Here is a 23,786-nt window from a genome sequence, read left to right as displayed (position 1 = left end):
CCTGTCCAAGCTCAGCTTGTTGCCAACCAATGTGGTGGCGACAAAGGCTTATCGGCCGTTTTTTTCAAGACTGGAGGGCTGGGGGGTGTGAAAACTGGCTGAGAACGCCCTCTACAGTGCTTAACTGGCGCGAAGTCCGTCAATAAACCCGAGGATTCGCGTGCCCAGTTCCGCCGCGAGGGGCAATTGCGGATCTTTATAGGAGGCCAGTTGGCGTTTGACGTCGTTGGGCACGATGCGCATGACGTGGTTCATGCCCTCGATCAGCGCCAGTTCGGCGTCCGGTTTTGCCGCCTTGAGCAGCCTTGCGTCATTGACGCCGACCTGGATGTCGTTGCTGCCCTGGATGATCAGCGCCGGCATCTTCAGCCTGGCAAACGCTGCGGCCGGGTCCTGGCGGAACAGGGAAATCAGGTACGGCTGCACGCTCGGACGGAAAATGGCCTGCAATGGTGGCGGCACGTTGTCGTCGGGTTTCCCGGCCTTGAGGTTGTCGAGCAACTCATTGCTGCGCAGCATCAGCGGCGGTGGCAGTCGATTGCCCAGTTGCTGGCGGATGACCTGATCGACCGGTCTTGCGCTGCCGGAGACAGAAATCACCGCGTCGGCATCAATGCCCGGCGCAGCGAGGCTGGCGATCAAGGCTCCCTCGCTGTGACCCAGCACGATCAGCTTGCCGAAACGCTGATCGCTCTTGAGCTTGCGGCCCCAGGCTTCGGCGTCGGCGACATAGGCGTCCACTGTCAGGTTGCGTTCGTCCGGCGTGGCGGCCAGGCTCGCGGCCACACCGCGTTTGTCGTAGCGCACACTGGCGATGTTGTGTTTGGCCAGTACCCAGGCCAGCCGCTTGAGGCTGTCATTGCGCCCGCCGTCGGCGTTGTTTCCGTCGCGATCAGTAGGGCCGGAGCCGGAAATGATCAGGACAACCGGCACGGGTTCGTCGGATTTTGGCAGCAACAACGAGCCGAAAAGCTCGCCGGTACCGGTATCCAGCGAGATCGGTCGTTGCAGGACAGTCGCCTGGGCGAAGCCGGAAATCAGGGTAAGGCTCAAGGCTAGAACTCGCAGCATTATCGCGCCATCATCCAGTCGATGCCGGTTGGACTCACCGGCACCCATAAGGTTCGAGGATGAACTACTTGGGTAGCCTGCGTATACTGGCGCGCATTACGTATTCAGGTTCATTTCACGGAGCGTCCTGCATGTCCGGCAATACCTACGGCAAGCTGTTCACTGTCACCACCGCGGGCGAAAGCCATGGTCCGGCGTTGGTCGCCATTGTCGATGGCTGCCCGCCGGGCCTGGAGATATCCCTGGAGGATCTGCAGCGTGACCTGGACCGTCGCAAGCCCGGCACCAGCCGCCACACCACTCAGCGTCAGGAAGCCGACGAAGTCGAAATCCTCTCTGGCGTGTTCGAAGGCCGCACCACCGGTTGCGCCATCGGCCTGCTGATCCGCAACACCGACCAGAAGTCCAAGGACTACTCGGCGATCAAGGATCTGTTCCGCCCGGCCCACGCCGACTACACCTACCACCACAAGTACGGTGAGCGCGACTACCGCGGCGGCGGTCGCAGCTCGGCCCGTGAAACGGCGATGCGTGTGGCGGCGGGGGCGATTGCAAAAAAATACCTGGCGAGCCAGGGCATCGTCATCCGCGGCTACATGAGCCAGCTCGGGCCGATTGAAATCCCGTTCAAGACCTGGGAATCGGTCGAGCAGAACGCCTTCTTCAGCCCGGATCCGGATAAGGTGCCGGAACTGGAAGCCTACATGGACCAGTTGCGCCGCGACCAGGATTCGGTCGGTGCGAAAATCACCGTGGTCGCCGAAGGCGTGATGCCGGGCCTGGGCGAGCCGATCTTCGACCGTCTCGATGCCGAACTGGCCCATGCGCTGATGAGCATCAACGCAGTCAAGGGCGTGGAAATCGGTGCTGGTTTCGCCAGCGTCGCCCAGCGTGGTACCGAGCATCGCGATGAAATGACCCCGCAAGGTTTCCTCAGCAATAACGCGGGTGGCATTCTCGGCGGTATTTCCTCCGGTCAGCCGATCGTTGCGCACCTGGCGCTGAAGCCGACGTCGAGCATCACCACACCGGGCCGTTCCATCGATATCCATGGCAACCCCGTGGAAGTGATCACCAAGGGGCGCCACGATCCGTGCGTCGGCATCCGCGCCACGCCGATCGCCGAGGCGATGATGGCCATCGTGCTGATGGATCACCTGCTGCGTCACCGTGGGCAGAACGCCGATGTACGTGTGAGCACGCCGGTGCTGGGTCAGCTTTAAATGGCTGACTTCACAGTCGCAGCCGTCTGATGGCGACTGCGGCGCTCCCGTACTGGCGGCTCTCCAGTTTCTATCTGTTCTATTTCGCCTTGCTCGGTTCGACAGCGCCGTTTCTGGCGCTGTATTTCGATCACCTCGGATTCAGTGCCGCGCGCATCGGCGAGCTGGTGGCGATCCCGATGCTGATGCGCTGCGTGGCGCCGAACATCTGGGGCTGGCTGGGCGACTACACCGGTCGGCGGCTGGCCATCGTGCGCTTCGGCGCGGTGTGCACGCTGCTGACCTTTTCGCTGATTTTCGTCAGCAAGACCTACGCCTGGCTGGCGATGGTCATGGCCTTGCATGCATTCTTCTGGCATGCGGTGTTGCCACAATTCGAAGTCATCACCCTGGCACATTTGCAGGGGCAGACCTCGCGCTACAGCCAGATTCGCCTGTGGGGCTCGATCGGTTTCATCATCACCGTGGTCGCGCTGGGCCGGCTGTTCGAATGGCTGAGCCTGGACATCTACCCGGTGGCGTTGGTGCTGATCATGGCCGGCATCGTGCTCAGCAGCCTGTGGGTACCCAATGCCCAACCGGCGCCGGGTAACCGGGTGGCGGGGGAAGGATTCCTCAAGCAATTGCGCAGCCCCGGCGTGCTGGCGTTTTACGTATGCGTGGCGCTGATGCAGATGAGCCACGGGCCGTATTACACCTTTCTGACCCTGCACCTTGAGCGACTGGGTTACAGCCGTGGTGTGATCGGCATGCTCTGGGCGGTCGGCGTGGTTGCTGAGGTGCTGATGTTTTTGGCCATGAGCCGGATCCTCGCGCGCTTCTCGTTGCGCCGGGTGCTGATGGTCAGTTTTCTGTTGGCGGCGTTGCGTTGGCTGTTGCTGGGTTCGCTCGCGGAGTTTCTTTGGGTGCTGTTGTTTGCCCAGGTGCTGCACGCGGCGACATTCGGCAGCTTTCACGCCGCTGCCATTCAATTCGTGCAACGTAGCTTCGGTGCGCGCCAGCAAGGCCAGGGCCAGGCGCTGTACGCCGCACTGGCCGGCACCGGTGGCGCATTGGGCGCGTTGTACGCCGGTTACAGCTGGAACGCCCTCGGCGCGGCATGGACCTTTAGTATTGCCAGTCTCGCAGCCGTCGCGGCTGCCGTTATCATTGCCACATGTATGCAAGAGGACAGGCCATGAGCCTTACCCGTGAACACCTCGCCCAGGAAATCATCGACGCCGGGCGTTTTCTGTATGGCCGCGGCTGGTCGCCAGCCACAAGCAGCAATTACTCGACTCGCCTGTCGCCGACCGAAGCCTTGCTGACCGTGTCCGGCAAGCACAAGGGGCAACTCGGCATGGACGATGTGCTGGCCACTGACCTGTCGGGCAACAGTCTGGAACCGGGCAAGAAACCGTCCGCCGAAACCCTGTTGCACACCCAGCTCTATACCTGGCGCCCAGAGATCGGAGCCGTGCTGCACACCCACTCGGTGAATGCCACCGTGCTGTCGCGTCTGACACCGCAAGACTTCATCGAGTTCGAAGACTACGAACTGCAGAAAGCCTTTAGCGGTGTGACGACCCACGAATCCCGGGTGCGCGTGCCGATTTTCGACAACGACCAGGACATTGCGCGCCTGGCCGCCAAGGTGCAGCCTTGGCTCGACGCCCATCCCGATTGCGTCGGCTACCTGATCCGCGGTCATGGCCTGTACACCTGGGGCGCGCGCATGAGCGATGCCCTGCGGCAGATCGAGGCCTTTGAATTTTTGTTCGAGTGCGAGTTGAAGACGCGCTCGCTCTTTAACCGTAACGCATGAACCGTTAAGGAGTTGCCACGATGAGCAGCCTGTCCGTTTATCACGTCTCCAGCCCTGAAATTCCCAACAAGGTGCTGACCCATTTCGAAGACATCGCCTCGACTTTGGCCGAGCAGGGCGTGCGCTTTGACCGCTGGCAAGCGGCGGCGAAGATCCAGCCGGGCGCCACTCAGGAAGAAGTGATTGCCGCCTACCAGGAGCAGATCGACAAGCTGATGACCGAACGCGGTTACGTTACCGTCGACGTGATCAGCCTCAACAGCGATCACCCGCAAAAAGCCGAACTGCGTGCCAAGTTCCTCGACGAACATCGCCACGGCGAAGACGAAGTCCGATTTTTCGTTGCCGGCCGTGGCTTGTTTACCCTGCACATCGACGATTACGTCTACGCGGTCCTGTGCGAGAAAAACGACCTGATCTCGGTGCCGGCCGGTACCAAACACTGGTTCGACATGGGCGAACATCCGCATTTCGTTGCGATCCGTCTGTTCAACAACCCGGAAGGCTGGGTGGCCAACTTCACCGGCGAAGACATCGCCAGCCAATTCCCGCGTCTGGAGGACTGAGTCGATGCCGATCAAAGCGATTCTCACCGACATCGAGGGCACCACCAGCGCGGTGAGTTTTGTGTTCGACGTGCTGTTTCCCTATGCCGCCAAACACCTGCCGGCGTTTATCCGTCAGCACGCCGAACGCGCCGACGTGGCGGAACAACTGGCTGCCGTGCGCCGCGACAGCAACGAACCGAATGCCGATGTGGAGCGGGTCATCGAGATCCTGTTGGGCTGGATTGCCGAAGACCGCAAGGCCACGCCGTTGAAAGCGTTGCAGGGAATGGTCTGGGAGCAGGGCTATCAGGCCGGGCAACTGAAAGGCCACGTTTACCCCGACGCCGTCGAAGCCCTCAAGCAATGGCACCAGAACGGCTATCGACTGTTCGTTTATTCCTCGGGCTCGATCCAGGCGCAGAAGTTGATCTTCGGCTGCTCGGAGGCGGGGGATCTGACGCCGCTGTTCAGCGGCTATTTCGATACGACGTCAGGGCCAAAACGCGAGGCGCAGTCCTACGCCAACATCACCCGGGCGATCCAGGTCGAGGCGGAGCAGATTCTGTTCCTGTCGGACATCGTCGAAGAACTCGACGCAGCGCGTGCGGCGGGTATGGCCACTTGCGGCCTGGCCCGTGAGGGCGGGGAACTGGCGGGGCATGTCACTGTGGACAGTTTTGTGGGAATCAATCCTTTCTCGTTCTAAACATCGATATTCACAAGCTGTCGCATAACCCGTGGGAGCGAGCAGGCTCGCGAAGAGGGCATGTCAGTCAACGTCAACGTTGAATGACACACCGCATTCGCGAGCAGGCTCGCTCCCACAGTGTTTTTCCCGCTTTTTTTACAGTGAGTGATAGGTCGGCAGGGCAAACCGTTGCTGGCTTTGCAGCATGGAAATCTGCGGCAGTTCACTGGCCTGTTCGGCGAGGTCGCGGCGAATCGCACTGATGACCCACATCAGTTGGTCGCCATTGTGCAATTGCTGGTAGGAGATCGAGCGCTTGAATTCTCTGCCGTCGGCGCTGCACAAGGTCAGCAGGATCCCGCCATCAGGGCGGTCCTGGGTAGTGACTGCGAAGTTGGCGAACAGGGACGAAAATTTTTCCTGGATAAGGCTCATCATGTCGTTCAGCTCCGTGATGACTTGAATGGGGAAACTGTTGCAGCCTTTGTGCCAGTAATTTCAGTCGAACAATACCAATAAAAATCAATAGGTTATGATTTCTGGTTATTTTTGCTTTCGTGCAATCTGCATGAATGGCCATCGTGCATCCTGCATTTTGCAGGCATGTCGGCGACTCGATGGAACCAATTGGCGTGCACGGGATCACCTTCGCGCAGCGCTGTCGCGGATCAAGATCGCAGATCAAGATCGCGGATCAAGATCGCGGATACAAAACATTTCAAAAACCGCGTGTACAGCTCAAGAACCGTTGACGTATTTTCGGGCTCAGTCATCGCCGCCCGACAATAAAAAGATCGAACGGGAGCATCATGAGCCGCACGTCACACGACACGATTACCTGGGGCATGATGCTCCGCAAGCTGCCTTCCATCGCCAAGGCCATCCCCCGGGTGGTGAAGGGCATGAAGGTCGCCAACGTCAAGGACCCGACCCAACCGTGTGGTTTGGGCTGGAGTTTCGAGCAAGCCGCGTTGCGCAACCCGGATGGCCCAGCGCTGCTGCAAGGCGACGTGGCGCTCAGTTATTCCGAGGTCAACCAATGGGCCAACCGCATCGCCCATCACCTGATCGGCCAAGGCATCGACAAGGGTGATGTGGTGGCGGTCTTCATCGAGAACCGCCCCGAATTGCTGGTGACGATTCTGGCGGTGGCCAAGGTCGGCGCGATCAGTGCGCTGCTCAATACCTCGCAGACCCGCGACACCCTGGTGCACAGTGTGAATCTGGTGTCTCCGGTGGCGATCATTGTCGGTGAGGAGTTGGTCCCGGCGTACCTGGCGGTTCGTGATCGGGTGTCGATCAAGGCTGACCGAACCTGGTTCGTCGCCGATCAGGACACCTCTCGCCAACCGGGCATCGCGCCTGACGGTTTCATCAACCTGATGACCGTCAGCCTCGACGAAGACAGCGACAACACGGCCAGCAGCCAGCGGATTTTCTTCGACGATCCCTGCTTTTATATCTACACCTCGGGCACCACGGGGCTGCCCAAGGCCGGCGTGTTCAAGCATGGCCGCTGGATGCGCAGCTCGGCGAGTTTCGGCATGATCGCCTTGGACATGCGTCCGGACGATGTCGTCTATTGCACTTTGCCGCTGTACCACGCCACGGGGCTTTGCGTGTGCTGGGGTTCGGCTGTCAGTGGTGCCAGCGGGTTCGCCATCCGCCGCAAATTCAGCGCCAGTCAGTTCTGGAACGACGTGCGCAAGTACCAGGCGACCACCATCGGTTATGTCGGCGAACTGTGCCGCTATCTGGTCGATCAACCGCCCAGTGCCGACGACAGCCGGCACGATGTGAAGAAGATGATCGGCAATGGCCTGCGCCCCGGCGCCTGGAACGAGTTCAAGACCCGCTTTGCGGTGAATCACATCTGTGAGCTGTACGCCGCCAGCGACGGCAACATCGGGTTCACCAACATTCTGAATTTCGACAACACCATCGGTTTTTCCCTGATGTCCTGGGAACTGGTGGCGTACGACCACGACAGCGGCGCGCCGATTCGCGGGGCCAATGGCCTGATGCGCAAGGTCGCCAGGGGCGAGCAGGGGCTGTTGCTGGCAAAAATCTACGACAAGGCACCGCTGGATGGTTACACCGATCCGCAGAAAACCGCCAAGGTCGTGCTCCACGATGTATTCGAGCAGGGCGACCGCTACTACAACACCGGCGATCTGTTGCGCAACATCGGCTTTGGTCATGCACAGTTCGTCGACCGCCTGGGTGATACGTACCGCTGGAAGGGTGAAAACGTGTCGACCACGGAGGTCGAAAACATCCTCCTGAAACACCCGAGTATTTCCGAAGCTGTGGCCTATGGCGTGGAAATCCCGAATACCAATGGCCGGGCCGGGATGGCGGCGATTACCCCCGCCGAATCCCTGGCAACCCTGGACTTCAGTGAACTGCTGGCCTTCGCCCGTGAGCAAATGCCGGCTTATGCGGTGCCGTTGTTCCTGCGGGTGAAAGTAAAAATGGAAACCACCGGGACTTTCAAGTATCAGAAGACCCGACTCAAGGACGAGGCCTTCGACCCGGGTAAAACCAGTGATGATCCGATCTATGCCTGGCTGCCGGGGACCCAGACTTATGTGCAGGTCACGGAGCAGTTGTTGTCTGACATTCACGGCGGCAAGTACCGCTATTGAATCTGGCTATGGCGGCCCATGAGAAAAAACAAGTGACAGTGCCGGGGCGGCTCGGGAAACTGTCGGCTTTTACGAAAGACAGAGAAGGGAGTGCCCAATGTCAGACAAAAGCCGCCAGATGACCCCCGAAGAAGCCGCTGAATTTGCCGAACAGGTATTCAACAAGGCACGGGAGGGCGATGCGGCGATGATGGCCGCGCTGCTGACCAAGGGGTTGCCGCCGAACCTGCGTAACCACAAGGGCGACACCTTGCTGATGCTGGCCGCGTACCACGGTCATGTGGACACGGTAAAAGTCCTGCTGGAGCACAAGGCCGACCCGGAGATCCGCAACGACAACGGGCAGAGTCCGATTGCCGGCGCCGCCTTCAAGGGCGATCTGGCGGTGATCAAGGCCTTGGTCGACGGCGGCGCGCAGGTCGAAGGCTCGTCCTTCGATGGCCGTACGGCGCTGATGATGGCGGCGATGTTCAACCGCGTCGAAGTGGTCGATTATCTGATCAGCAAGGGCGCCGACCCGAAAGCCAGGGACGCCAATGGCATCACCGCGCTGGACGCGGCGAAAACCATGGGCGCTTCCGATGCTGTAGCGCACCTGGAAAAACTGCTGGGCTGACGCTGAGCCTTGTGGCGGGGGGCGCTCACTACAGGTCCACATTTGCGCTATCCTTCGCGCCCTCAATATTCCCCTCGCTACAGGATCCGCCCCATGAAAGCCGCACTCGTCGAACTCATCAGCAAAATCAGCTCCGGGTGCATGGGCGAAGACGAAATCCTCAAGGTCGCAGACGAGGCGGCGCAGGCCTACGCCGATCCGCAGGCTTTTCTGACCGCCAATCCGGACATCAACTACGACGACAGCTTCCCGATCCCACTGGGTGAGTGGGTGGTGGTCGGCAGCCTGCCGGAAACGGTGCTGTTCCAGGCTGACACCTACATGGACCTTTTCGCCCTGATCATCGCCTCGTTCGGCCCGGGGGTGGAGTTCAACCTCAAACCCAAGCAACTGGCCAGGACCGAAGCCCTGACCGCGCTCAACCGCATCCAGGTGCAGATGAGCAGCCTGAACAAGGAAAACGGTGGCTACACACTGATGAACTTCAGCCAGTTGCTCGATGACGAGTTGCAGGTGGTGCTGGTCTACGGCAATGACGTGCCACGGGTGCTGGCGTTGTGCGCAGAAGTCGGCATCGCAGCCGCGCCATCCCTGGAAGCCCTGAAAGTGGCGATCCACGTCTGATAGCCAAACACTGTCAAAAAAAGGGAGCCCTCGCGACGACCGTCTATCCTGAGAGGGCAATTCACTCTTCAGGAGCGTCACCATGGGTTCCACGTTCAACAGCCTGGTTGCCTTGATCATTTTTGTCCTGGACATCTGGGCCATCATCAACGTATTCAAAAGTAGCGCCGAGACCGGGATGAAAATCCTCTGGGTGCTGTTGATCGCACTGTTGCCGGTGCTGGGACTGATCATCTGGGCCATCGCCGGGCCGCGGGGCAATGTCAAATTCTGACGGGTTTCCCGCACACAACTCCCACAGGATTGGGGCACGCTGAACAAGTGAGGTTCGACCTGTCATGTTCCGCGACGTAGAATGCGCGCCTTTCCCGGTCAATCGAGACGATCGATTGGCCATCATGGGCGGGTAACCGTCCGTTGCCACCCGCATTCATCGGAGCACTTCCCATGAGCAACATCCCGACCAGCGACTACCTGGAAACCCTCTACGAAGGCTACGGCCAGCGTTTTCGCATGGAAAAACTGCTGCACGAAGTGCGCACCGAACACCAGCACCTGGTGATCTTCGAGAACCCGCGCATGGGCCGGGTGATGGCGCTGGACGGCGTGATCCAGACCACCGAAGCCGACGAGTTCATCTACCACGAAATGCTCACCCACGTGCCGATCCTGGCGCACGGTGCTGCCAAGCGCGTGCTGATCATCGGCGGGGGTGACGGTGGCATGTTGCGTGAAGTGGCCAAGCACCGCAGTGTCGAGCACATCACCATGGTCGAGATCGACGGCACCGTGGTCGACATGTGCAAGGAATTCCTGCCGAACCACTCCAAGGGCGCGTTCGATGATCCACGTCTGAACCTGGTGATCGACGACGGCATGCGTTTCGTCGCCACCACCACCGAAAAATTCGATGTGATCATTTCCGACTCCACCGACCCGATCGGACCGGGTGAAGTGCTGTTCTCGGAAAACTTCTACCAGGCCTGCCACCGCTGCCTGAACGAAGGCGGCATCCTGGTGACCCAGAACGGCACGCCGTTCATGCAGATCGAAGAAGTGAAGACCACAGCCGGGCGCCTGCGCAGCCTGTTCCCGGACTGGCACTTCTACCAGGCCGCCGTACCGACCTATATCGGTGGCTCGATGACCTTCGCTTGGGGTGCCACCAATACCGCTTATCGCAAGTTGTCCCGCGAAACTCTGCAACAGCGCTTCACGGGCAGCGGCATCATCACCCGCTACTACAATCCTGAAATCCACATCGGTGCCTTCGCCTTGCCGCAATACGTGTTGCAGGCAGTGAACAAGCCAAGCAACGACTGATTGGCTGAAACACAAAACCTGTGGGAGCGAGCCTGCTCGCGATAGCGTCAGACCAGTCAATATTGATGTTGAATGTTCTATCGCCATCGCGAGCAGGCTCGCTCCTACATGCTTTGCGCGCGGGTGTCGGGAGAGATTTCACATCCGTCGATGTGTTTGCTCCGGCGGAACATCAGCCAGCTAACAAGGTCGAGATAGAGGTGAACCCATCAATGGGGTTTATCGAGGAGGCACCAATGCAAAAGTGGAAAGTCACTTTCGTGGATGATCATGGCGAAACCGTCAACGAAGTCTTCGAGTGCATTGAGCGCCCGGACTACGAGCGTGCCGCCAAGCTCATCAAGGCCCGGCTTCTTCCTGTCGCTGCCGAACTGGATCTGAACGATCTGGAAGGGCGGACCACTGATGCGAGCGTCAAAGAGCTCAAGGCCCAGAACAGCATTCAAATCCTCGGCATTGCTCCAATCTGAACGACACCTGTCGCATTCAAATCCAGACCTTGGCAGAGGCTCTATCTTGGGGCTACTCTGCAAGCGAGATCAGCGAATGGATCGCTAAGGTCTGGTCTTGTCAGCTCCATGCTTGTTTCCCGCCGGCACATCGGTTGCCGTCGCTCGCGCTGTTCGGTTGCGGGTGAGGGAGTACGGAAAGTCTATCCATCGTTTTGAGGAGGACGTTTCATGAGCACAGCCTATCAAGAAGACATCAGCAGCAGCGTACTGCGCCGCATGAAAGAAGGCGGTTTTGACTTTTCGCGGTTTCATCCCATCGAGTTCTACGCCATTTTCCCGGACGAGGAGCGGGCACGCAGGGCGGCAGGTCATTTCCACCATGGTGAATCCCTGAATGCGCAAGTCAGTGTGCGCGACGATGGCGCCTGGGCGCTGGAATTGTGCAAAGTCATGTATGCCACCTACGACGACATCGGCGATTTCGAACAGGGTTTCGAAGCGGTGGTCGAGCCGCTGGGCGGCATCATCGAAGGCTGGGGTGTGAAACAGGAGGTACGAGGGCGACTCGCATAACCTTATGAACAGTGACAACCAGCAATGACGGCTGACCTTCGGGTTGGCCGTTTTCATTTGCGGGCATTGAACATCGGCAAAAAAAGCCGCCTGGGCAGGCGGCTAAAAGGGAAGTCCGGTGAGCTTTTCAGCGAATACCCGGATTATCCGCAGCCGTTGCGGGGCAGTGAAATCAACTCTGACTATGCTGGTGATAGGCGACTACCACGCCTTGCAATGAAGCGGGGGGCAATCAGGTTGGGGCATTTGTCGCACAGGATTGGTGCGGTGCGAGCATCTCGATTGTCCAACCGATTGAAATATAAGCGTTTATGCCGATGGCACGGGCCTTGCGAAGGTCTGGACGTCCAAGTGACAAGGAGTACGGCATGATCCGCACCTATTTTGATGAGATGTACGATGCCGGCGGCCAGGTCCGCCCGCATTATCGGGAGTTTGCCCGTTGGCTGGCCGAGACGCCTGACGAGCTTTTGGCACAACGGCGACGCGAGGCCGATCTGTTATTTCATCGCGCCGGGATTACCTTCACGCTCTACGGGGACGAGCAGGGCACTGAGCGCCTGATACCCTTCGACACCATCCCCCGCAGCATTCCTGCCAGTGAATGGCGGGTCGTCGAGCGCGGCTGCATCCAGCGGGTCAAGGCGTTGAACATGTTTCTCGCCGACCTTTACCACGAGCAGCGCATCATCAAGGCCGGCATCATTCCGGCCGAACAGGTGCTGGCCAACGAGCAGTACCAGTTGGCGATGCAGGGCCTGGACCTTCACCGCGATATCTACTCGCACATCTCCGGGGTCGATCTGGTGCGCGACGGCGACGGCACCTACTACGTGCTCGAAGACAATCTGCGCACACCCAGCGGCGTCAGCTACATGCTTGAAGACCGCAAGATGATGATGCGCCTGTTCCCCGAACTGTTCGCGGCGCAACGCATCGCTCCCATCGACCACTACCCGAACCTGCTGCTCGACACCTTGAAAAGCTCAAGCCCTATCGACAATCCGAGCGTGGTGGTGCTGACACCCGGCCGCTTCAACAGCGCGTTCTTCGAGCATGCGTTCCTGGCGCGTGAAATGGGGGTGGAGCTGGTGGAGGGCGCCGACCTGTTCGTGCGTGACGACAAGGTCTACATGCGCACCACCGACGGGCCGAAAGCGGTTGACGTGATTTATCGTCGCCTCGACGACACCTTCCTCGATCCGCTGGCTTTCAACCCGGAATCGATGCTCGGCGTGCCGGGGCTGCTGTCGTCCTACCGTTCTGGCAACGTGGTGCTGGCCAATGCCATCGGCACGGGCGTGGCGGACGACAAGTCGGTGTATCCGTTCGTTACCGACATGATCCGTTTCTACCTCGATGAGGAGCCGATCCTGAAGAACGTGCCGACCTGGCAATGCCGTAACCCTTCTGAACTTTCCCATGTGCTGGCCAATCTTCCAGAACTGGTGGTCAAGGAAACCCAAGGCTCCGGCGGGTACGGAATGCTGGTGGGGCCGGCGGCGACGGCGGCGGAAATCGAAGCCTTCCGCGCGCGGATCATCGCCAAGCCCCATGCGTATATCGCGCAACCGACGCTGTCGCTGTCGACCTGTCCGACCTTTGTCGAAAGCGGCATTGCACCACGCCATATCGACTTGCGGCCGTTTGTCCTGTCGGGTCGTGAAACCCGGGTCGTGCCCGGCGGTTTGACCCGTGTCGCCCTGCGTGAAGGCTCCCTGGTGGTCAACTCCTCCCAGGGTGGCGGAACCAAGGACACCTGGGTGGTCGAGGATTAAAGGAAGCCTGCCATGTTAAGTAGAACTGCCTCGGATTTGTATTGGATGTCGCGTTACCTGGAACGGGCGGAAAATCTCGCACGGATGCTCGACATCAGTTATTCGCTGTCGCTGATGCCGCAAGACGGTCGTGGCGACGGTTTGCACGAATTGGCCATGCCGTTGTTGATCACCGGCACCCTGGATGATTATCTGGAGCGCCATGGCGAACTGCATGCCGAACGGCTGTTGCATTTCTTCGCCCTGGATGCGGCCAACCCGGCGAGCATCTACAGCTGTCTCGGTGCTGCACGGGCCAGCGCCCATGCGGTGCGTGGGCGCATCACCGCCGACATGTGGGAAAACATCAACGCCACCTGGCTGGAAATTCGCGGAATTGCCGAGCAGGGCCTCAGTCGCTACGGCATGAGCCGTTTCTGCGAGTGGATCAAGGAACGTTCCCACCTGTTTCGGGGCGCGTCCTACGGCACCATCATGCGTAACGATGCGTTCCGCTTCATTCGCCTGGGGACCTTTATCGAGCGGGCGGACAACACTTTGCGCCTGCTCGATGCCCGCTACGAAATGGCTGGCGATCAGGCCGAAGCGGTCAGCGATGGCACCGCTCACGCGTATTACCAATGGAGTGCGTTGTTGCGGGCGTTGTCGTCATTCGAGGCCTACACGGAAATCTACCGCGACGCCCCCGGCGCCCGGCATGTCGCCGAACTGCTGTTGCTGCGGGCCGATGTACCGCGATCCCTGCGCGCCTGTACCGAAGAAATCGACCAGATACTCGCGCAATTACCAGGGGCCAATGGTCGTCCCGCACAACGCCTGGCGGCAGAAATGGACGCACGCCTGCGCTACACCGGCATCCATGAAATTCTCGAAGAAGGCCTGCACGCCTGGCTGACCGAGTTCATTCCGCTGGTGCGCCAGTTGGGTAACGCGATACACAGTTCTTATCTGGAGGCCGCATGAGACTTTCCATTAGCCACGAAACCACCTATCACTACGAAGACAAGGTGCGGGCGAGCATCCAGTACCTGCGACTGACTCCCCACGACAGCGAGCGCCAGCACGTGCTCAGCTGGCAGCTCGACCTGCCGCGCCCGGTGCGGGCGCAACTCGATCCGTTCGGCAACATCCTGCATGTGCTGACCATGGATGAGCCGCACGAGGCAATCATCATCGGCGCCCGTGGCCAGGTCGACATCGACGAATGGCGCGAAGCCGAACACGAGAGCCAGTCGGCACTGCCGTTTCTGCGTTTCACCCGTTTGACTGAAGCCGACGCCGCCCTGCGAGCGTTCGCCGATAAGGCGTGCAAGCAACGCCGTGATCGCACGGCGTTGATCGATCTGATGCATGGGCTCAACCAGCATATGACCTACACGCCAGGCTCCACGGAAGTGGACACCAGCGCGGCCCAGGCTTTTGCCGGGCGCTCCGGCGTGTGTCAGGACCATACCCATGCGTTCCTTGCCTGCACTCGCAGCCTGGGCATTCCGGCGCGTTATGTGTCGGGGTATCTGTACAGCGAGAACAGCGAACACCTGGCCAGCCACGCCTGGGCCGAAGCCTGGCTGGATGACGCCTGGTACAGCTTCGACGTGACCAACGAACTGGCCCGGCCGGAACGTCACCTGAAACTGGCGGTGGGCTTGGATTACCTGGATGCCTGCCCGGTACGCGGAATGCGCCGGGGTGGCGGCTGTGAGCAGATGCACGCCAAGGTGCTGGTTTCACCGACGCCAGCGCCGGTGATCACCGTTCAACAGCAGTAACTGGATACTCCATAGACTACCTGTGGGAGCGAGCCTGCTCGCGAAAGCGATTTTTCAGTCAGGACTTTTGTCGCTGACACACCGCCTTCGCGAGCAGGCTCGCTCCCACAGGGGATCCGGTGTCAGGGCTTAACCTTTCGCCCAACCATATGCTGCAAATACCCCACCAACATTCCCAGATCACCATCCGGCAACACCTCGGTCGAGAACCCGGGCATCTTCGCCTGCGGCCACTGGCGCAAACTCTGTGGATCGCGGATGTAGCGCTTGAGGAAGTCCGCGCCGAAATATTCGGTCGGGTTGTACGGAATATTCAGGTCCGGCCCGAACTGTGAGTCGCCGGCACCATTGAGTCGATGGCACGCCAGGCAGTTCTTCTGGAACAGCGCAAAACCCTTGTTCACCGGATCATCCGCCTTCAAGGCCGGATCGGGCAGCAGGGCGGGAAAGCGCTCGGCCACCGGTGCCAGGCGTTTGATGCTCGCCACTTGGAACGGCCATTGTTCGGGGCTGATGTTGCCGGCCTGCGGATGGGTCCAGACCAGATAGAACGGCCCGGCGCCCGGCTTGCCTTCGGATAGCGGTGGCCAGGGTTTGGCCGGGTCTTCAATCGCCAGCCACGCCTGTGCGCCTTGGGTATTGAGCAACGGCGCTGCGGCCATTTCGGCGGCAAAGCCATCCAGGGCCACGGCTTGCAGGTGGTCTTCGGGCTTGATGCCGGTCAGCAATGCGGACAGGGGCACGGCGCGGTAGCTCATGTCCCGTTTGTAGGAAACGTCGTTGCTGATGTTGATGGTTTGCACCTGAGGATGCTTGAGCAACTCCTCGGTCTGCCAGGTGCGACTGCGCGCGCCCAGCTCCAGGTTCAGCTGTGCGGCATACAGGGGCGAGCCGAACAGCAGGGCCCCGAGTAGAATGAGCATTTTCAAGTGATCGCCGTCCATGTCGTGGAAGTGCCGTCAAGGTTGGCACAGCCACGCTGGCCCGGGTAGCGGGCCAGTCACATTTTGATAGTGGCAATTCAAAAAACGTGACGCCGTATCTTTTAGACGCGACTAGCCGATCACCTTGGTCAGGTTCGGCAATATCAACAACAGTGTGGTGGCGAAAAGGATGAGCCCGGCTTGTCGTACTTTCGATTGTTTGAACATGGCTTGACCGCCTTTATTGTTATTTCCTGATGCCTGCCTGCATTGCTCCATGACGGCAGGTGCACTTCCTGTAGCGACGAGCGCCTCGGCAAAACCCGACGACGACTTCGTACAAGTTCACCTTAGAGCCCGCGCAGCGCTTGGCTTAGATCCATTTCGTATGGAGTTCTTACGATTCGCTTTTAAAAAGGCATGAGGCCTATTGCCAGCTTCTTTGCCGCCCGTTGGCTAGACAGCTTGGTGTGCGGAATCGGTAAATCCGGTAGCTCACTACCGTCCGTCTGAGCGTGAGCGTCAACGCCTGTGAGCGCTGCGGTCATTGAATCAAACGCGGCTCGGGACAAGAGTGAGCACTCGATATTCATCCACCCGCACTGTGGTTCGAGGACGTCATGACCCAAGCATTGATTTTCGACGCGTTACGCACGCCCCGTGGCAAAGGCAAGGCCGACGGCGCCTTGCACAGTGTCAAACCGGTGGACCTGGTTGCCGGTTTGCTCACCGCGCTGCAACAGCGCACGGCGCTGGACACCAGCCAGGTCGATGACGTGGTGCTCGGCTGCGTGACGCCGATTGGCGATCAAGGCTCTGACATCGCCAAGACCGCCGCTCAGGTGGCCGATTGGGATGTCAGTGTGGCGGGGGTACAGATCAACCGCTTCTGTGCTTCGGGGCTGGAGGCGGTCAACCTCGGCGCAATGAAAGTGCGCTCCGGCTTCGAGGACCTGGTGGTGGTCGGAGGTGTCGAGTCTATGTCCCGGGTGCCGATGGGCAGCGATGGCGGGGCTTGGGCGCTGGACCCGGCGACCAACCTGCATAGTCACTTCACGCCGCAGGGCGTGGGCGCGGACCTGATTGCCACCCTTGAAGGCTTCAGTCGTCAGGATGTCGATGCCTACGCGCTGCATTCCCAGCAAAAGGCTGCGCGGGCGCGGGCCGACGGCTCGTTCAAAAAGTCGCTGGTGCCGGTGCAGGACCAGAACGGCATCATCCTGCTCGATCACGATGAGTTCATCCGCGCCGACTCGACCCTCGAGGGCCTGGGCAAGCTCAAGCCGAGTTTCGAGGCGATGGGGCAGATGGGGTTCGATGCCACCGCGCTGCGGGTCTATAGCCATGTCGAGCGGATCAATCATGTTCACACCCCCGGCAACAGCTCCGGGATCGTCGATGGCGCGGCGCTGATGCTCATCGGCTCCGAAGCCAAGGGCCGGGCGCTGGGCCTGCAGCCACGGGCGCGGATTGTCGCCACGGCGGTCACCAGCACCGATCCGACCATCATGCTCACAGGCCCCGCGCCAGCGACCCGCAAGGCGTTGGCCAAGGCCGGGCTGCGGGTCGAAGACATCGATCTGTTCGAGGTTAACGAAGCGTTCGCTTCCGTGGTGTTGAAATTCATCAAGGACATGGCTGTCGATCCGGACAAGGTCAATGTCAACGGCGGTTCCATCGCCATGGGTCACCCGCTGGGCGCCACTGGCTGCGCCATTCTCGGCACGCTGCTGGATGAACTGGAAGCCCGACGCCTGCGTTATGGCCTCGCGACCCTGTGTGTCGGCGGCGGCATGGGCATTGCCACCATCATCGAACGCCTCTGAGCCCGGACTTCAAGGAATCCAGTCATGAACGAAGCCATTCGTTACGAAAAAGGCCAGGACCAAATCGTCGTCCTGACCATCGACCTGCCGGGCCAGAGCGCCAATACCATGAACGCGGTGTACCGCGAGGCCATGGCTGACTGCGTTGCGCGCCTGGTGGCCGACAAGGACAACATCGCCGGTGTGATCATCGCCTCAGCCAAGAAAACCTTCTTCGCCGGCGGCGACCTCAATGAACTGATCAAGGTCGGCAAACCCGAAGCCAAAGCCTTCTACGATATGGTGCTGACCCTCAAAGGCCAGTTGCGTATTCTGGAAACCCTCGGTAAACCGGTGGTTGCGGCGATCAACGGCGCGGCACTCGGCGGTGGCTGGGAAATCTGCCTGGCCTGCCATCATCGCGTGGCGCTGGACAACCCTTCGGTGCAACTCGGTCTGCCGGAAGTTACCCTCGGCCTGCTGCCGGGCGGCGGAGGCGTGGTGCGCATGGTGCGCATGCTCGGGATCGAAAAGGCCCTGCCATATCTGCTCGAAGGCAAGAAAGTTCGTCCGCAACAGGCATTGCAGGCGGGGTTGATCGACGAACTGGCAGCGGATTCCGAAGAGCTGATGGCCAAGGCGAAGGCGTGGATTCTCGCGAACCCGACGGCGGTACAACGCTGGGATGTGAAGGGTTACCAGATTCCGGGCGGTACGCCGTCAAACCCGAAAGTCGCCCAGATGCTGGCGATTGCACCGTCGATCCTGCGCAGCAAAACCCAGGGCACGATGCCCGCGCCGGAGAAAATCCTGTGTGCGGCGGTCGAGGGCGCCCAGGTGGATTTCGACACGGCGCACCTGATCGAAACCCGCTATTTCACCGAACTGACCACCGGCCAGGTCTCGAAAAACCTGATTGGCACGTTCTGGTTCCAGCTCAACGAAATCAATGCCGGTGGCTCGCGGCCTCAAGGCTTCGCGCCTTATGTCACCCGCAAGGTCGGGGTGCTCGGCGCCGGGATGATGGGCGCCGGAATTGCGTTTGTCAGCGCGTCGGCCGGTATCGAGGTGGTGCTCAAGGACATCACAGTCGCTGCGGCGCAGAAGGGCAAGGCGCATTCAGTGGCGCTGCTGGACAAGCAAGTCGCTCGCGGACAAATGAGCATCGAGCAACGCGACACCGTTCTGGCTCGCATTCAAACCACAGCAAGCGATGCCGACCTGGCCGGTTGCGACCTGATCATCGAGGCTGTGTTCGAGGATCGGGATTTGAAGGCCAAGGTCTCGTTGGCGGCGCAGAAGGTGGTCGGCGCGGACGCGGTGATCGCTTCCAACACCTCAACCTTGCCGATCAGCGGCCTGGCGTGCGCCGTGCCCGATCAGAGCAAGTTCATCGGCCTGCATTTTTTCAGCCCCGTGGAAAAAATGCCGCTGGTGGAAATCATCAAGGGCGCCAATACCAGCGACGAAACCCTGGCCCGGGGGTTCGATTACGTCCTGCAAATCAGGAAGACCCCGATTGTGGTCAATGACAGCCGCGGTTTCTTCACCTCAAGGGTGTTCGGCACCTTCACCAACGAAGGCATTGCCATGCTGGGCGAAGGCGTGAGCGCGGCGATGATCGAGACTGAAGCGCGCAAAGCCGGCATGCCTATAGGGCCGCTGGCGATCTCTGACGAAGTTTCCCTCAGCCTGATGAACCATATCCGCCTGCAAACGGCCAAGGATCTGCAGGCAGAAGGCAAACCACTGAGAGAGCATCCGGCATTCGCCGTGATTGACTTGCTGCTCAACGAATACAAGCGTCCGGGCAAGGCTGCCGGGGGTGGTTTCTACGAGTATCCGGCGGGCGGCCAGAAACACCTGTGGCCACAGTTGAAAACCCGCTTCGAAAAAACCGACGGGCAGATTTCGCCGATGGATGTGCGTGATCGCTTGCTGTTCGTGCAAGCCATCGAAACCGTGCGCTGTGTGGAGGAGGGCGTGTTGACCTCGACGGCGGATGCCAACGTTGGCTCGATCTTCGGCATCGGCTTTGCCCCGTGGACCGGCGGTGCGCTGCAGTTCATCAACCAGTACGGCGTGCAGGACTTTGTCGCCCGCGCCCAGTACCTGGCCAAGCAATATGGCGAGCGGTTCGCGCCGCCCGCATTGCTGCTGGAGAAGGCCGCCAAGGGGGAGGCATTCTAAGGGCGCGATGACGCATTTCGGGGCTTGCCTTGTCACGGTGTTTCAGGGCAGGCTCTGGGGTGTGCATTATTCCCATCACGTGTCAGGTATTTTTTATGTCGTTACGCATCTGCATTCTGGAAACCGACCACCTGCGTCCGGAATTGGTTGACCAATATCAGGGCTACGGGCAGATGTTCAAACACCTGTTTTCGCAGCAGCCGATTGCCGCCGAGTTCACGGTCTACAACGTGGTACAGGGTGAATACCCAAGCGACGACCTGACATTCGACGCCTACCTGGTGACGGGCAGCAAGGCCGATTCCTTTGGCACCGACCCGTGGATCGAAACCCTCAAGAAATACCTGCTGACCCGCTACGAGCGTGGCGACAAGTTGCTGGGCGTCTGCTTTGGTCATCAGTTGCTGGCATTGCTGCTCGGTGGCAAGAGCGAGCGTGCGACCCAGGGCTGGGGCGTCGGCACCCACAAATACAAACTCGCCGCCAAGGCGCCGTGGATGAGCCCGGTGCGCGAGGAGCTGACGTTGTTGATCAGCCACCAGGACCAGGTCACGTCGCTGCCGGAGAACGCCACGGTCATTGCTTCCAGCGATTTCTGCCCGTATGCCGCTTACCACATCAACGACCAGGTGCTGTGCTTCCAGGGGCATCCGGAGTTCATCCACGACTACTCCCGCGCCCTGCTGGACATTCGTCAGGAAGCGCTGGGCGAGCAGATCTACACCAAAGGCATTGCGAGCCTGGATCAGGAGCACCACGGCACCACGGTTGCCGAGTGGATGATGCGGTTTGTCGCGCACAAGCAAACAGCTGTTTAAAACCTGCAGGAGCGAGCCATGCTCGCGATGGTCGTGAACGATAACGCGCCAAACCTGACAACCCACGGTGCTCTCAGGTTTTTCGCGAGCGAGCTCGCTCCTACAGCCAACCCGACTTCTTGAAACTCGCCCACAACCCCAGACAACCCACCGTAATAAACCCCAGCACGCCGAAATAGCCGTAATGCCAGTTCAACTCCGGCATGTTCTGGAAATTCATCCCGTAGATCCCCGCCACCGCCGTGGGGAAGGCCAGAATCGCCGCCCAGGCCGCAAACTTGCGTTGCACCACGCTCTGGCGCGAGGCCTCCAACAACACCCCGACCTCAATCGTCTGGCTGGCAATATCCGCCAGGGTCGTCAGGTCTTCCATTTGCCGCGTCACATGGATCTGCACGTCGCGAAAGTACGGGCGCATGTTTTTATCGATAAACGGGAAACTCAGCCTCTGCAATTCCTCCCCGATCTCAATCATCGGTGCCACATAACGACGCAAGCGCAAAACATCACGACGCAAGCCATGCAGCTTCTGGATGTCGTAGTCATTCAACACGCCGCATAACACGTTGCGTTCCAGCTCATCGATTTCCGCGTGAATGGCTTCGCCCATCGGCTGGTAGTTCTCGATCACAAAATTGAGGATGGCATAGAGTACGAAATCTTCTCCGTGCTCAAGCAATAGCGGACGCGCCTCACAGCGTTGTCGGACATGGGCGTAGGACGCCGAATGACCGTTGCGTGCAGTAATGATGTAGCCATTGCCGGCAAAGATATGCGTCTCGATGAACTCGAGTTTGCCTTCATGGCGGATGGGTGAATACGTCACGATGAACAGCGCATCGCCGAAGGTTTCCAGCTTTGGCCGGCTGTGCTTTTCCAGGGCGTCTTCAATGGCCAGTTCGTGCAGATTGAACTGGCGCTGCAGATTGTAGAGCTCCCCGGCGTTCGGCTCCTCGAGGCCGATCCAGACAAAGTGCCCTGGCTTGGCTGCCCAGGCAGCGCCTTCGTCGAGGGTGATATTGGTGACTCTTTTACCGGCACTATAAACCGCAGCAGCAACAACTCTACCCATGATGGTGGTTCACTTCTTTTGGCAGCTTTCAATTGGCAACATATACAATGCCAGTGTTGATCAGCTTAGCCTCGCAGTGTTTGATAGTCAGTTAAATCTGCCGGGTTCGCCGGTAAAGTCTCGCAGGCAAAAGAAAACCCGCACCAGGCGGGTTTTCTTGTTCAGGCGGCTTGCAGTTGCCGGTCCATCGAATCGATGCATTCACGCATCTGCTCGCGGCACTGGGCAATCAGCATGGGCATGTCGTCCAGGCTCAATCCGGCGGTGGGAATCGCCGGCAACGAACGAATCAGAATTTTCCCGCTGCGCCAGCGGTTCAAGCGCATGTGTTTGACGTAACTGCTGACACACACCGGTACGATTGGCACTCCGGCGGAAATGGCCATCTGGAATGCGCCTTTCTTGAAGGGCAGCAAGTCCTCACCCAGGTTGCGCGTGCCCTCCGGGAAGACCCAGATCGAGGTGTCCTTGTTTTGCAGGGTGTGGGTGGTGGTCAACATCGACTTGCGCGCCTTTTGCGCATTGCCACGGTCGATCAGCACATTGCCGGCCAGCCAGAACAACTGCCCGAACAGCGGCACCCATTTCAGGCTCTTTTTGCCGATGCACACGGTACGGCGGGGCACAACGTTGCCGAACACAAACAAGTCGTAGTTGGACTGGTGATTGGCGATGATCACGCAGCTGTCAGGCTTATCCATCAACGGTCCGACTTCGGCCTTCACCCGCAAACGCAAAATACACATGGCTGGCCACGCGTAAAGGCGTGCGCACAGACGGCTGTTGTCCGGGTTGAACGGACGGCACAGGCCGAGAATCACACCCAGCACACCCGCCACAATAAAGTGCAGGCCCATCAATGACATACGCAACAAAAACAGCATTTACAGGCCCCACCGGGACAAAAGGTGGCGCAGTGTACGGATGTGCACTGTTTTCGGCAATTGCTGCCAGAGTGGTGGGAGATAGCCGATGTTTGTGCTGATGTTTCCGACTAATCAGTCAGATACGGTCTAGAGCGGTTACAGGCGTTTAACACAGACATGTATGAAAAAGCCCGACACGACGGTCGGGCTTTTCGTTGTAGCAGATCCGGGCTTAACCCAAATGTTCCTGGTCCTGGATGATCGCGTTGTCCAGGGCCTCCAGCAGCGCTTTGCGCACTTTCAATTTGGTGTTCTTGTGCGCGGTCATGTTGATCTTCTTCAACTGGCGAGCCGCCGCCAGTGCCGCGCCTTGCAGTTCTTCAGCCGACACCACGACATCAAGGAAACCGGCAGCCACGGCGCCTTGTGGATTGAACATCTCGCCGTTGACCACCGAACGCTGAAGCGCCACTTTGTTCAGGCGGTCACGGGCGATCTCAATGCCCGCGTGGTGCATGGTCATGCCGATCTGCACTTCGTTCAGGCCAATGCTGAACGGGCCGTCAACACCGATGCGATAGTCGGCGGACAGCAGTAGAAACGCGCCCTTGGCCACTGCATGTCCCGGGCACGCAACGATCACCGGAAAGGGGTGCGACAGCAGGCGGCGGGCCAGTGTCGAGCCAGAGGTCACCAGTGCCACGGCTTCTTTAGGGCCGGCCGTCATCACCTTCAAGTCATAACCGCCGGAGAGAATGCCCGGCTGGCCGGTAATGATCACCACCGCACGATCAGTCACGGCCTGATCCAGCGCAGCGTTGAACGCGGCAATCACATCCGGGGAGATGGCATTGACCTTGCCATTGCTCAAGGTCAGGGTCGCGATACCGTCTTCGAGATGGTAGGAAATCAACTCACTCATGACGCTATTCCTTTCAATGAAGTTGGGCAGACGTTACCCACCGCCGCAGGTCAGGTAAAGCGCCGTGACTGAC

Annotated in this window: 24 protein-coding genes and 1 pseudogene; 19 read left to right on the top strand and 6 right to left on the bottom strand. The window is 59.7% G+C overall.

From position 1 onward, the window contains the following. Nucleotides 1–120 precede the first annotated feature (120 nt). On the bottom strand, nucleotides 121–1,119 hold the full coding sequence (locus CAF65_RS14420) for an alpha/beta hydrolase (protein WP_085716875.1): 999 nt from the start codon (nucleotides 1,117–1,119) through the stop codon (nucleotides 121–123). Between the two features lie 83 nt (nucleotides 1,120–1,202). On the opposite strand from CAF65_RS14420, the gene aroC reads away from it, so the two are divergent. The 6 genes and pseudogenes from aroC to CAF65_RS28965 all read left to right on the top strand — a co-directional run. Continuing rightward, on the top strand, nucleotides 1,203–2,294 hold the full coding sequence (gene aroC, locus CAF65_RS14415) for a chorismate synthase (protein ID WP_085716874.1): 1,092 nt from the start codon (nucleotides 1,203–1,205) through the stop codon (nucleotides 2,292–2,294). Between the two features lie 29 nt (nucleotides 2,295–2,323). After that, on the top strand, nucleotides 2,324–3,475 hold the full coding sequence (locus tag CAF65_RS14410) for an MFS transporter (RefSeq protein ID WP_085716873.1): 1,152 nt from the start codon (nucleotides 2,324–2,326) through the stop codon (nucleotides 3,473–3,475). Further along, nucleotides 3,472–4,098, top strand: a complete 627-nt coding sequence (locus CAF65_RS14405; protein ID WP_057399337.1) for a methylthioribulose 1-phosphate dehydratase — start codon at nucleotides 3,472–3,474, stop codon at nucleotides 4,096–4,098. The genes CAF65_RS14410 and CAF65_RS14405 overlap by 4 nt, the downstream gene beginning before the upstream one ends. A gap of 20 nt (nucleotides 4,099–4,118) precedes the next feature. Then, nucleotides 4,119–4,664 carry an acireductone dioxygenase gene (locus CAF65_RS14400; protein ID WP_008017665.1) on the top strand — a complete coding sequence of 182 codons (546 nt, stop codon included), beginning with the start codon at nucleotides 4,119–4,121 and terminating at the stop codon, nucleotides 4,662–4,664. Nucleotides 4,665–4,668: 4 nt separating this feature from the next. Next, nucleotides 4,669–5,352 carry an acireductone synthase gene (gene mtnC / locus CAF65_RS14395; RefSeq protein WP_085716872.1) on the top strand — a complete coding sequence of 228 codons (684 nt, stop codon included), beginning with the start codon at nucleotides 4,669–4,671 and terminating at the stop codon, nucleotides 5,350–5,352. 31 nt (nucleotides 5,353–5,383) lie between these two features. Next, nucleotides 5,384–5,473, top strand: a pseudogene (locus tag CAF65_RS28965) (metal ABC transporter ATP-binding protein); the annotation flags it as partial. 17 nt (nucleotides 5,474–5,490) lie between these two features. Here the strand turns inward: CAF65_RS28965 and CAF65_RS14390 are convergent. Continuing rightward, nucleotides 5,491–5,769, bottom strand: a complete 279-nt coding sequence (locus tag CAF65_RS14390) for a DUF3509 domain-containing protein (protein ID WP_085717058.1) — start codon at nucleotides 5,767–5,769, stop codon at nucleotides 5,491–5,493. A 374-nt stretch (nucleotides 5,770–6,143) separates the two neighbouring features. Between CAF65_RS14390 and CAF65_RS14385 the strand changes: the two genes are divergently transcribed. The 10 genes from CAF65_RS14385 to CAF65_RS14340 all read left to right on the top strand — a co-directional run bounded on the left by CAF65_RS14385 (nucleotide 6,144) and on the right by CAF65_RS14340 (nucleotide 15,117). Beyond that, nucleotides 6,144–7,982, top strand: a complete 1,839-nt coding sequence (locus CAF65_RS14385; protein ID WP_085716871.1) for a long-chain-acyl-CoA synthetase — start codon at nucleotides 6,144–6,146, stop codon at nucleotides 7,980–7,982. A gap of 97 nt (nucleotides 7,983–8,079) precedes the next feature. Beyond that, entirely contained in the window at nucleotides 8,080–8,598 is a 519-nt protein-coding gene (locus tag CAF65_RS14380; RefSeq protein WP_085716870.1) for an ankyrin repeat domain-containing protein, read from the top strand. 93 nt (nucleotides 8,599–8,691) lie between these two features. Beyond that, on the top strand, nucleotides 8,692–9,222 hold the full coding sequence (locus CAF65_RS14375) for a hypothetical protein (RefSeq protein ID WP_085716869.1): 531 nt from the start codon (nucleotides 8,692–8,694) through the stop codon (nucleotides 9,220–9,222). Nucleotides 9,223–9,304: 82 nt separating this feature from the next. Continuing rightward, a complete protein-coding gene (locus CAF65_RS14370) occupies nucleotides 9,305–9,496 on the top strand; it encodes a PLD nuclease N-terminal domain-containing protein (protein WP_085716868.1) in 192 nt (63 codons plus the stop codon). Between the two features lie 173 nt (nucleotides 9,497–9,669). Beyond that, on the top strand, nucleotides 9,670–10,545 hold the full coding sequence (speE, locus tag CAF65_RS14365; protein WP_085716867.1) for a polyamine aminopropyltransferase: 876 nt from the start codon (nucleotides 9,670–9,672) through the stop codon (nucleotides 10,543–10,545). A 236-nt stretch (nucleotides 10,546–10,781) separates the two neighbouring features. Continuing rightward, nucleotides 10,782–11,015, top strand: a complete 234-nt coding sequence (locus CAF65_RS14360) for a hypothetical protein (protein WP_085716866.1) — start codon at nucleotides 10,782–10,784, stop codon at nucleotides 11,013–11,015. 210 nt (nucleotides 11,016–11,225) lie between these two features. Further along, on the top strand, nucleotides 11,226–11,570 hold the full coding sequence (locus tag CAF65_RS14355; protein WP_008017656.1) for a ribonuclease E inhibitor RraB: 345 nt from the start codon (nucleotides 11,226–11,228) through the stop codon (nucleotides 11,568–11,570). 368 nt (nucleotides 11,571–11,938) lie between these two features. After that, entirely contained in the window at nucleotides 11,939–13,348 is a 1,410-nt protein-coding gene (locus CAF65_RS14350) for a circularly permuted type 2 ATP-grasp protein (RefSeq protein WP_085716865.1), read from the top strand. A gap of 12 nt (nucleotides 13,349–13,360) precedes the next feature. Beyond that, the gene (locus CAF65_RS14345) at nucleotides 13,361–14,311 is read left to right on the top strand and encodes an alpha-E domain-containing protein (protein WP_007971901.1); all 951 of its coding nucleotides are present in this window, start codon (nucleotides 13,361–13,363) and stop codon (nucleotides 14,309–14,311) included. After that, a complete protein-coding gene (locus CAF65_RS14340; protein WP_085716864.1) occupies nucleotides 14,308–15,117 on the top strand; it encodes a transglutaminase family protein in 810 nt (269 codons plus the stop codon). The genes CAF65_RS14345 and CAF65_RS14340 overlap by 4 nt, the downstream gene beginning before the upstream one ends. A gap of 122 nt (nucleotides 15,118–15,239) precedes the next feature. On the opposite strand, the gene CAF65_RS14335 is transcribed toward CAF65_RS14340, so the two are convergent. Then, nucleotides 15,240–16,061: a cytochrome c gene (locus CAF65_RS14335; protein ID WP_085716863.1), complete on the bottom strand. Its 822-nt coding sequence runs from the start codon at nucleotides 16,059–16,061 to the stop codon at nucleotides 15,240–15,242. A gap of 599 nt (nucleotides 16,062–16,660) precedes the next feature. Here CAF65_RS14335 and CAF65_RS14330 point away from each other — a divergent pair. The 3 genes from CAF65_RS14330 (at nucleotide 16,661) to CAF65_RS14320 (ending at nucleotide 20,853) form a co-directional block, all read left to right on the top strand. Then, nucleotides 16,661–17,866: an acetyl-CoA C-acetyltransferase gene (locus CAF65_RS14330; protein ID WP_085716862.1), complete on the top strand. Its 1,206-nt coding sequence runs from the start codon at nucleotides 16,661–16,663 to the stop codon at nucleotides 17,864–17,866. 24 nt (nucleotides 17,867–17,890) lie between these two features. After that, nucleotides 17,891–20,035, top strand: coding sequence for a 3-hydroxyacyl-CoA dehydrogenase NAD-binding domain-containing protein (locus CAF65_RS14325; protein WP_085716861.1), 2,145 nt, complete (start codon nucleotides 17,891–17,893; stop codon nucleotides 20,033–20,035). 95 nt (nucleotides 20,036–20,130) lie between these two features. Further along, nucleotides 20,131–20,853: an amidotransferase gene (locus CAF65_RS14320; protein WP_085716860.1), complete on the top strand. Its 723-nt coding sequence runs from the start codon at nucleotides 20,131–20,133 to the stop codon at nucleotides 20,851–20,853. A gap of 100 nt (nucleotides 20,854–20,953) precedes the next feature. Here CAF65_RS14320 and CAF65_RS14315 read toward each other — a convergent pair whose 3' ends face one another. The 3 genes from CAF65_RS14315 to CAF65_RS14305 all read right to left on the bottom strand — a co-directional run bounded on the left by CAF65_RS14315 (nucleotide 20,954) and on the right by CAF65_RS14305 (nucleotide 23,713). Then, nucleotides 20,954–21,925: a magnesium and cobalt transport protein CorA gene (locus tag CAF65_RS14315; protein ID WP_085716859.1), complete on the bottom strand. Its 972-nt coding sequence runs from the start codon at nucleotides 21,923–21,925 to the stop codon at nucleotides 20,954–20,956. Between the two features lie 161 nt (nucleotides 21,926–22,086). Further along, a complete protein-coding gene (locus tag CAF65_RS14310) occupies nucleotides 22,087–22,809 on the bottom strand; it encodes a 1-acyl-sn-glycerol-3-phosphate acyltransferase (RefSeq protein ID WP_085716857.1) in 723 nt (240 codons plus the stop codon). Nucleotides 22,810–23,023: 214 nt separating this feature from the next. Then, a complete protein-coding gene (locus tag CAF65_RS14305) occupies nucleotides 23,024–23,713 on the bottom strand; it encodes a crotonase/enoyl-CoA hydratase family protein (protein ID WP_008017641.1) in 690 nt (229 codons plus the stop codon). Nucleotides 23,714–23,786: the final 73 nt, after the last annotated feature.

The organism is Pseudomonas sp. B28(2017) (assembly GCF_002113025.1).
Taxonomy (GTDB): domain Bacteria; phylum Pseudomonadota; class Gammaproteobacteria; order Pseudomonadales; family Pseudomonadaceae; genus Aquipseudomonas.
Note: the sequence above shows the minus strand (reverse complement) of the source record. Positions and strands in the feature narration are given on the sequence as shown.

Excerpts from the sequence above, each read along its gene's own strand:
- CAF65_RS14420 (WP_085716875.1), bottom strand. The coding sequence starts at position 1,119 with ATGGGTGCCGGTGAGTCCAACCGGCATCGACTGGATGATGGCGCGATA.
- aroC (WP_085716874.1), top strand. The coding sequence starts at position 1,203 with ATGTCCGGCAATACCTACGGCAAGCTGTTCACTGTCACCACCGCGGGC.
- CAF65_RS14410 (WP_085716873.1), top strand. The coding sequence starts at position 2,324 with ATGGCGACTGCGGCGCTCCCGTACTGGCGGCTCTCCAGTTTCTATCTG.
- CAF65_RS14405 (WP_057399337.1), top strand. The coding sequence starts at position 3,472 with ATGAGCCTTACCCGTGAACACCTCGCCCAGGAAATCATCGACGCCGGG.
- CAF65_RS14400 (WP_008017665.1), top strand. The coding sequence starts at position 4,119 with ATGAGCAGCCTGTCCGTTTATCACGTCTCCAGCCCTGAAATTCCCAAC.
- mtnC (WP_085716872.1), top strand. The coding sequence starts at position 4,669 with ATGCCGATCAAAGCGATTCTCACCGACATCGAGGGCACCACCAGCGCG.
- CAF65_RS14390 (WP_085717058.1), bottom strand. The coding sequence starts at position 5,769 with ATGAGCCTTATCCAGGAAAAATTTTCGTCCCTGTTCGCCAACTTCGCA.
- CAF65_RS14385 (WP_085716871.1), top strand. The coding sequence starts at position 6,144 with ATGAGCCGCACGTCACACGACACGATTACCTGGGGCATGATGCTCCGC.
- CAF65_RS14380 (WP_085716870.1), top strand. The coding sequence starts at position 8,080 with ATGTCAGACAAAAGCCGCCAGATGACCCCCGAAGAAGCCGCTGAATTT.
- CAF65_RS14375 (WP_085716869.1), top strand. The coding sequence starts at position 8,692 with ATGAAAGCCGCACTCGTCGAACTCATCAGCAAAATCAGCTCCGGGTGC.
- CAF65_RS14370 (WP_085716868.1), top strand. The coding sequence starts at position 9,305 with ATGGGTTCCACGTTCAACAGCCTGGTTGCCTTGATCATTTTTGTCCTG.
- speE (WP_085716867.1), top strand. The coding sequence starts at position 9,670 with ATGAGCAACATCCCGACCAGCGACTACCTGGAAACCCTCTACGAAGGC.
- CAF65_RS14360 (WP_085716866.1), top strand. The coding sequence starts at position 10,782 with ATGCAAAAGTGGAAAGTCACTTTCGTGGATGATCATGGCGAAACCGTC.
- CAF65_RS14355 (WP_008017656.1), top strand. The coding sequence starts at position 11,226 with ATGAGCACAGCCTATCAAGAAGACATCAGCAGCAGCGTACTGCGCCGC.
- CAF65_RS14350 (WP_085716865.1), top strand. The coding sequence starts at position 11,939 with ATGATCCGCACCTATTTTGATGAGATGTACGATGCCGGCGGCCAGGTC.
- CAF65_RS14345 (WP_007971901.1), top strand. The coding sequence starts at position 13,361 with ATGTTAAGTAGAACTGCCTCGGATTTGTATTGGATGTCGCGTTACCTG.
- CAF65_RS14340 (WP_085716864.1), top strand. The coding sequence starts at position 14,308 with ATGAGACTTTCCATTAGCCACGAAACCACCTATCACTACGAAGACAAG.
- CAF65_RS14335 (WP_085716863.1), bottom strand. The coding sequence starts at position 16,061 with ATGGACGGCGATCACTTGAAAATGCTCATTCTACTCGGGGCCCTGCTG.
- CAF65_RS14330 (WP_085716862.1), top strand. The coding sequence starts at position 16,661 with ATGACCCAAGCATTGATTTTCGACGCGTTACGCACGCCCCGTGGCAAA.
- CAF65_RS14325 (WP_085716861.1), top strand. The coding sequence starts at position 17,891 with ATGAACGAAGCCATTCGTTACGAAAAAGGCCAGGACCAAATCGTCGTC.
- CAF65_RS14320 (WP_085716860.1), top strand. The coding sequence starts at position 20,131 with ATGTCGTTACGCATCTGCATTCTGGAAACCGACCACCTGCGTCCGGAA.
- CAF65_RS14315 (WP_085716859.1), bottom strand. The coding sequence starts at position 21,925 with ATGGGTAGAGTTGTTGCTGCTGCGGTTTATAGTGCCGGTAAAAGAGTC.
- CAF65_RS14310 (WP_085716857.1), bottom strand. The coding sequence starts at position 22,809 with ATGCTGTTTTTGTTGCGTATGTCATTGATGGGCCTGCACTTTATTGTG.
- CAF65_RS14305 (WP_008017641.1), bottom strand. The coding sequence starts at position 23,713 with ATGAGTGAGTTGATTTCCTACCATCTCGAAGACGGTATCGCGACCCTG.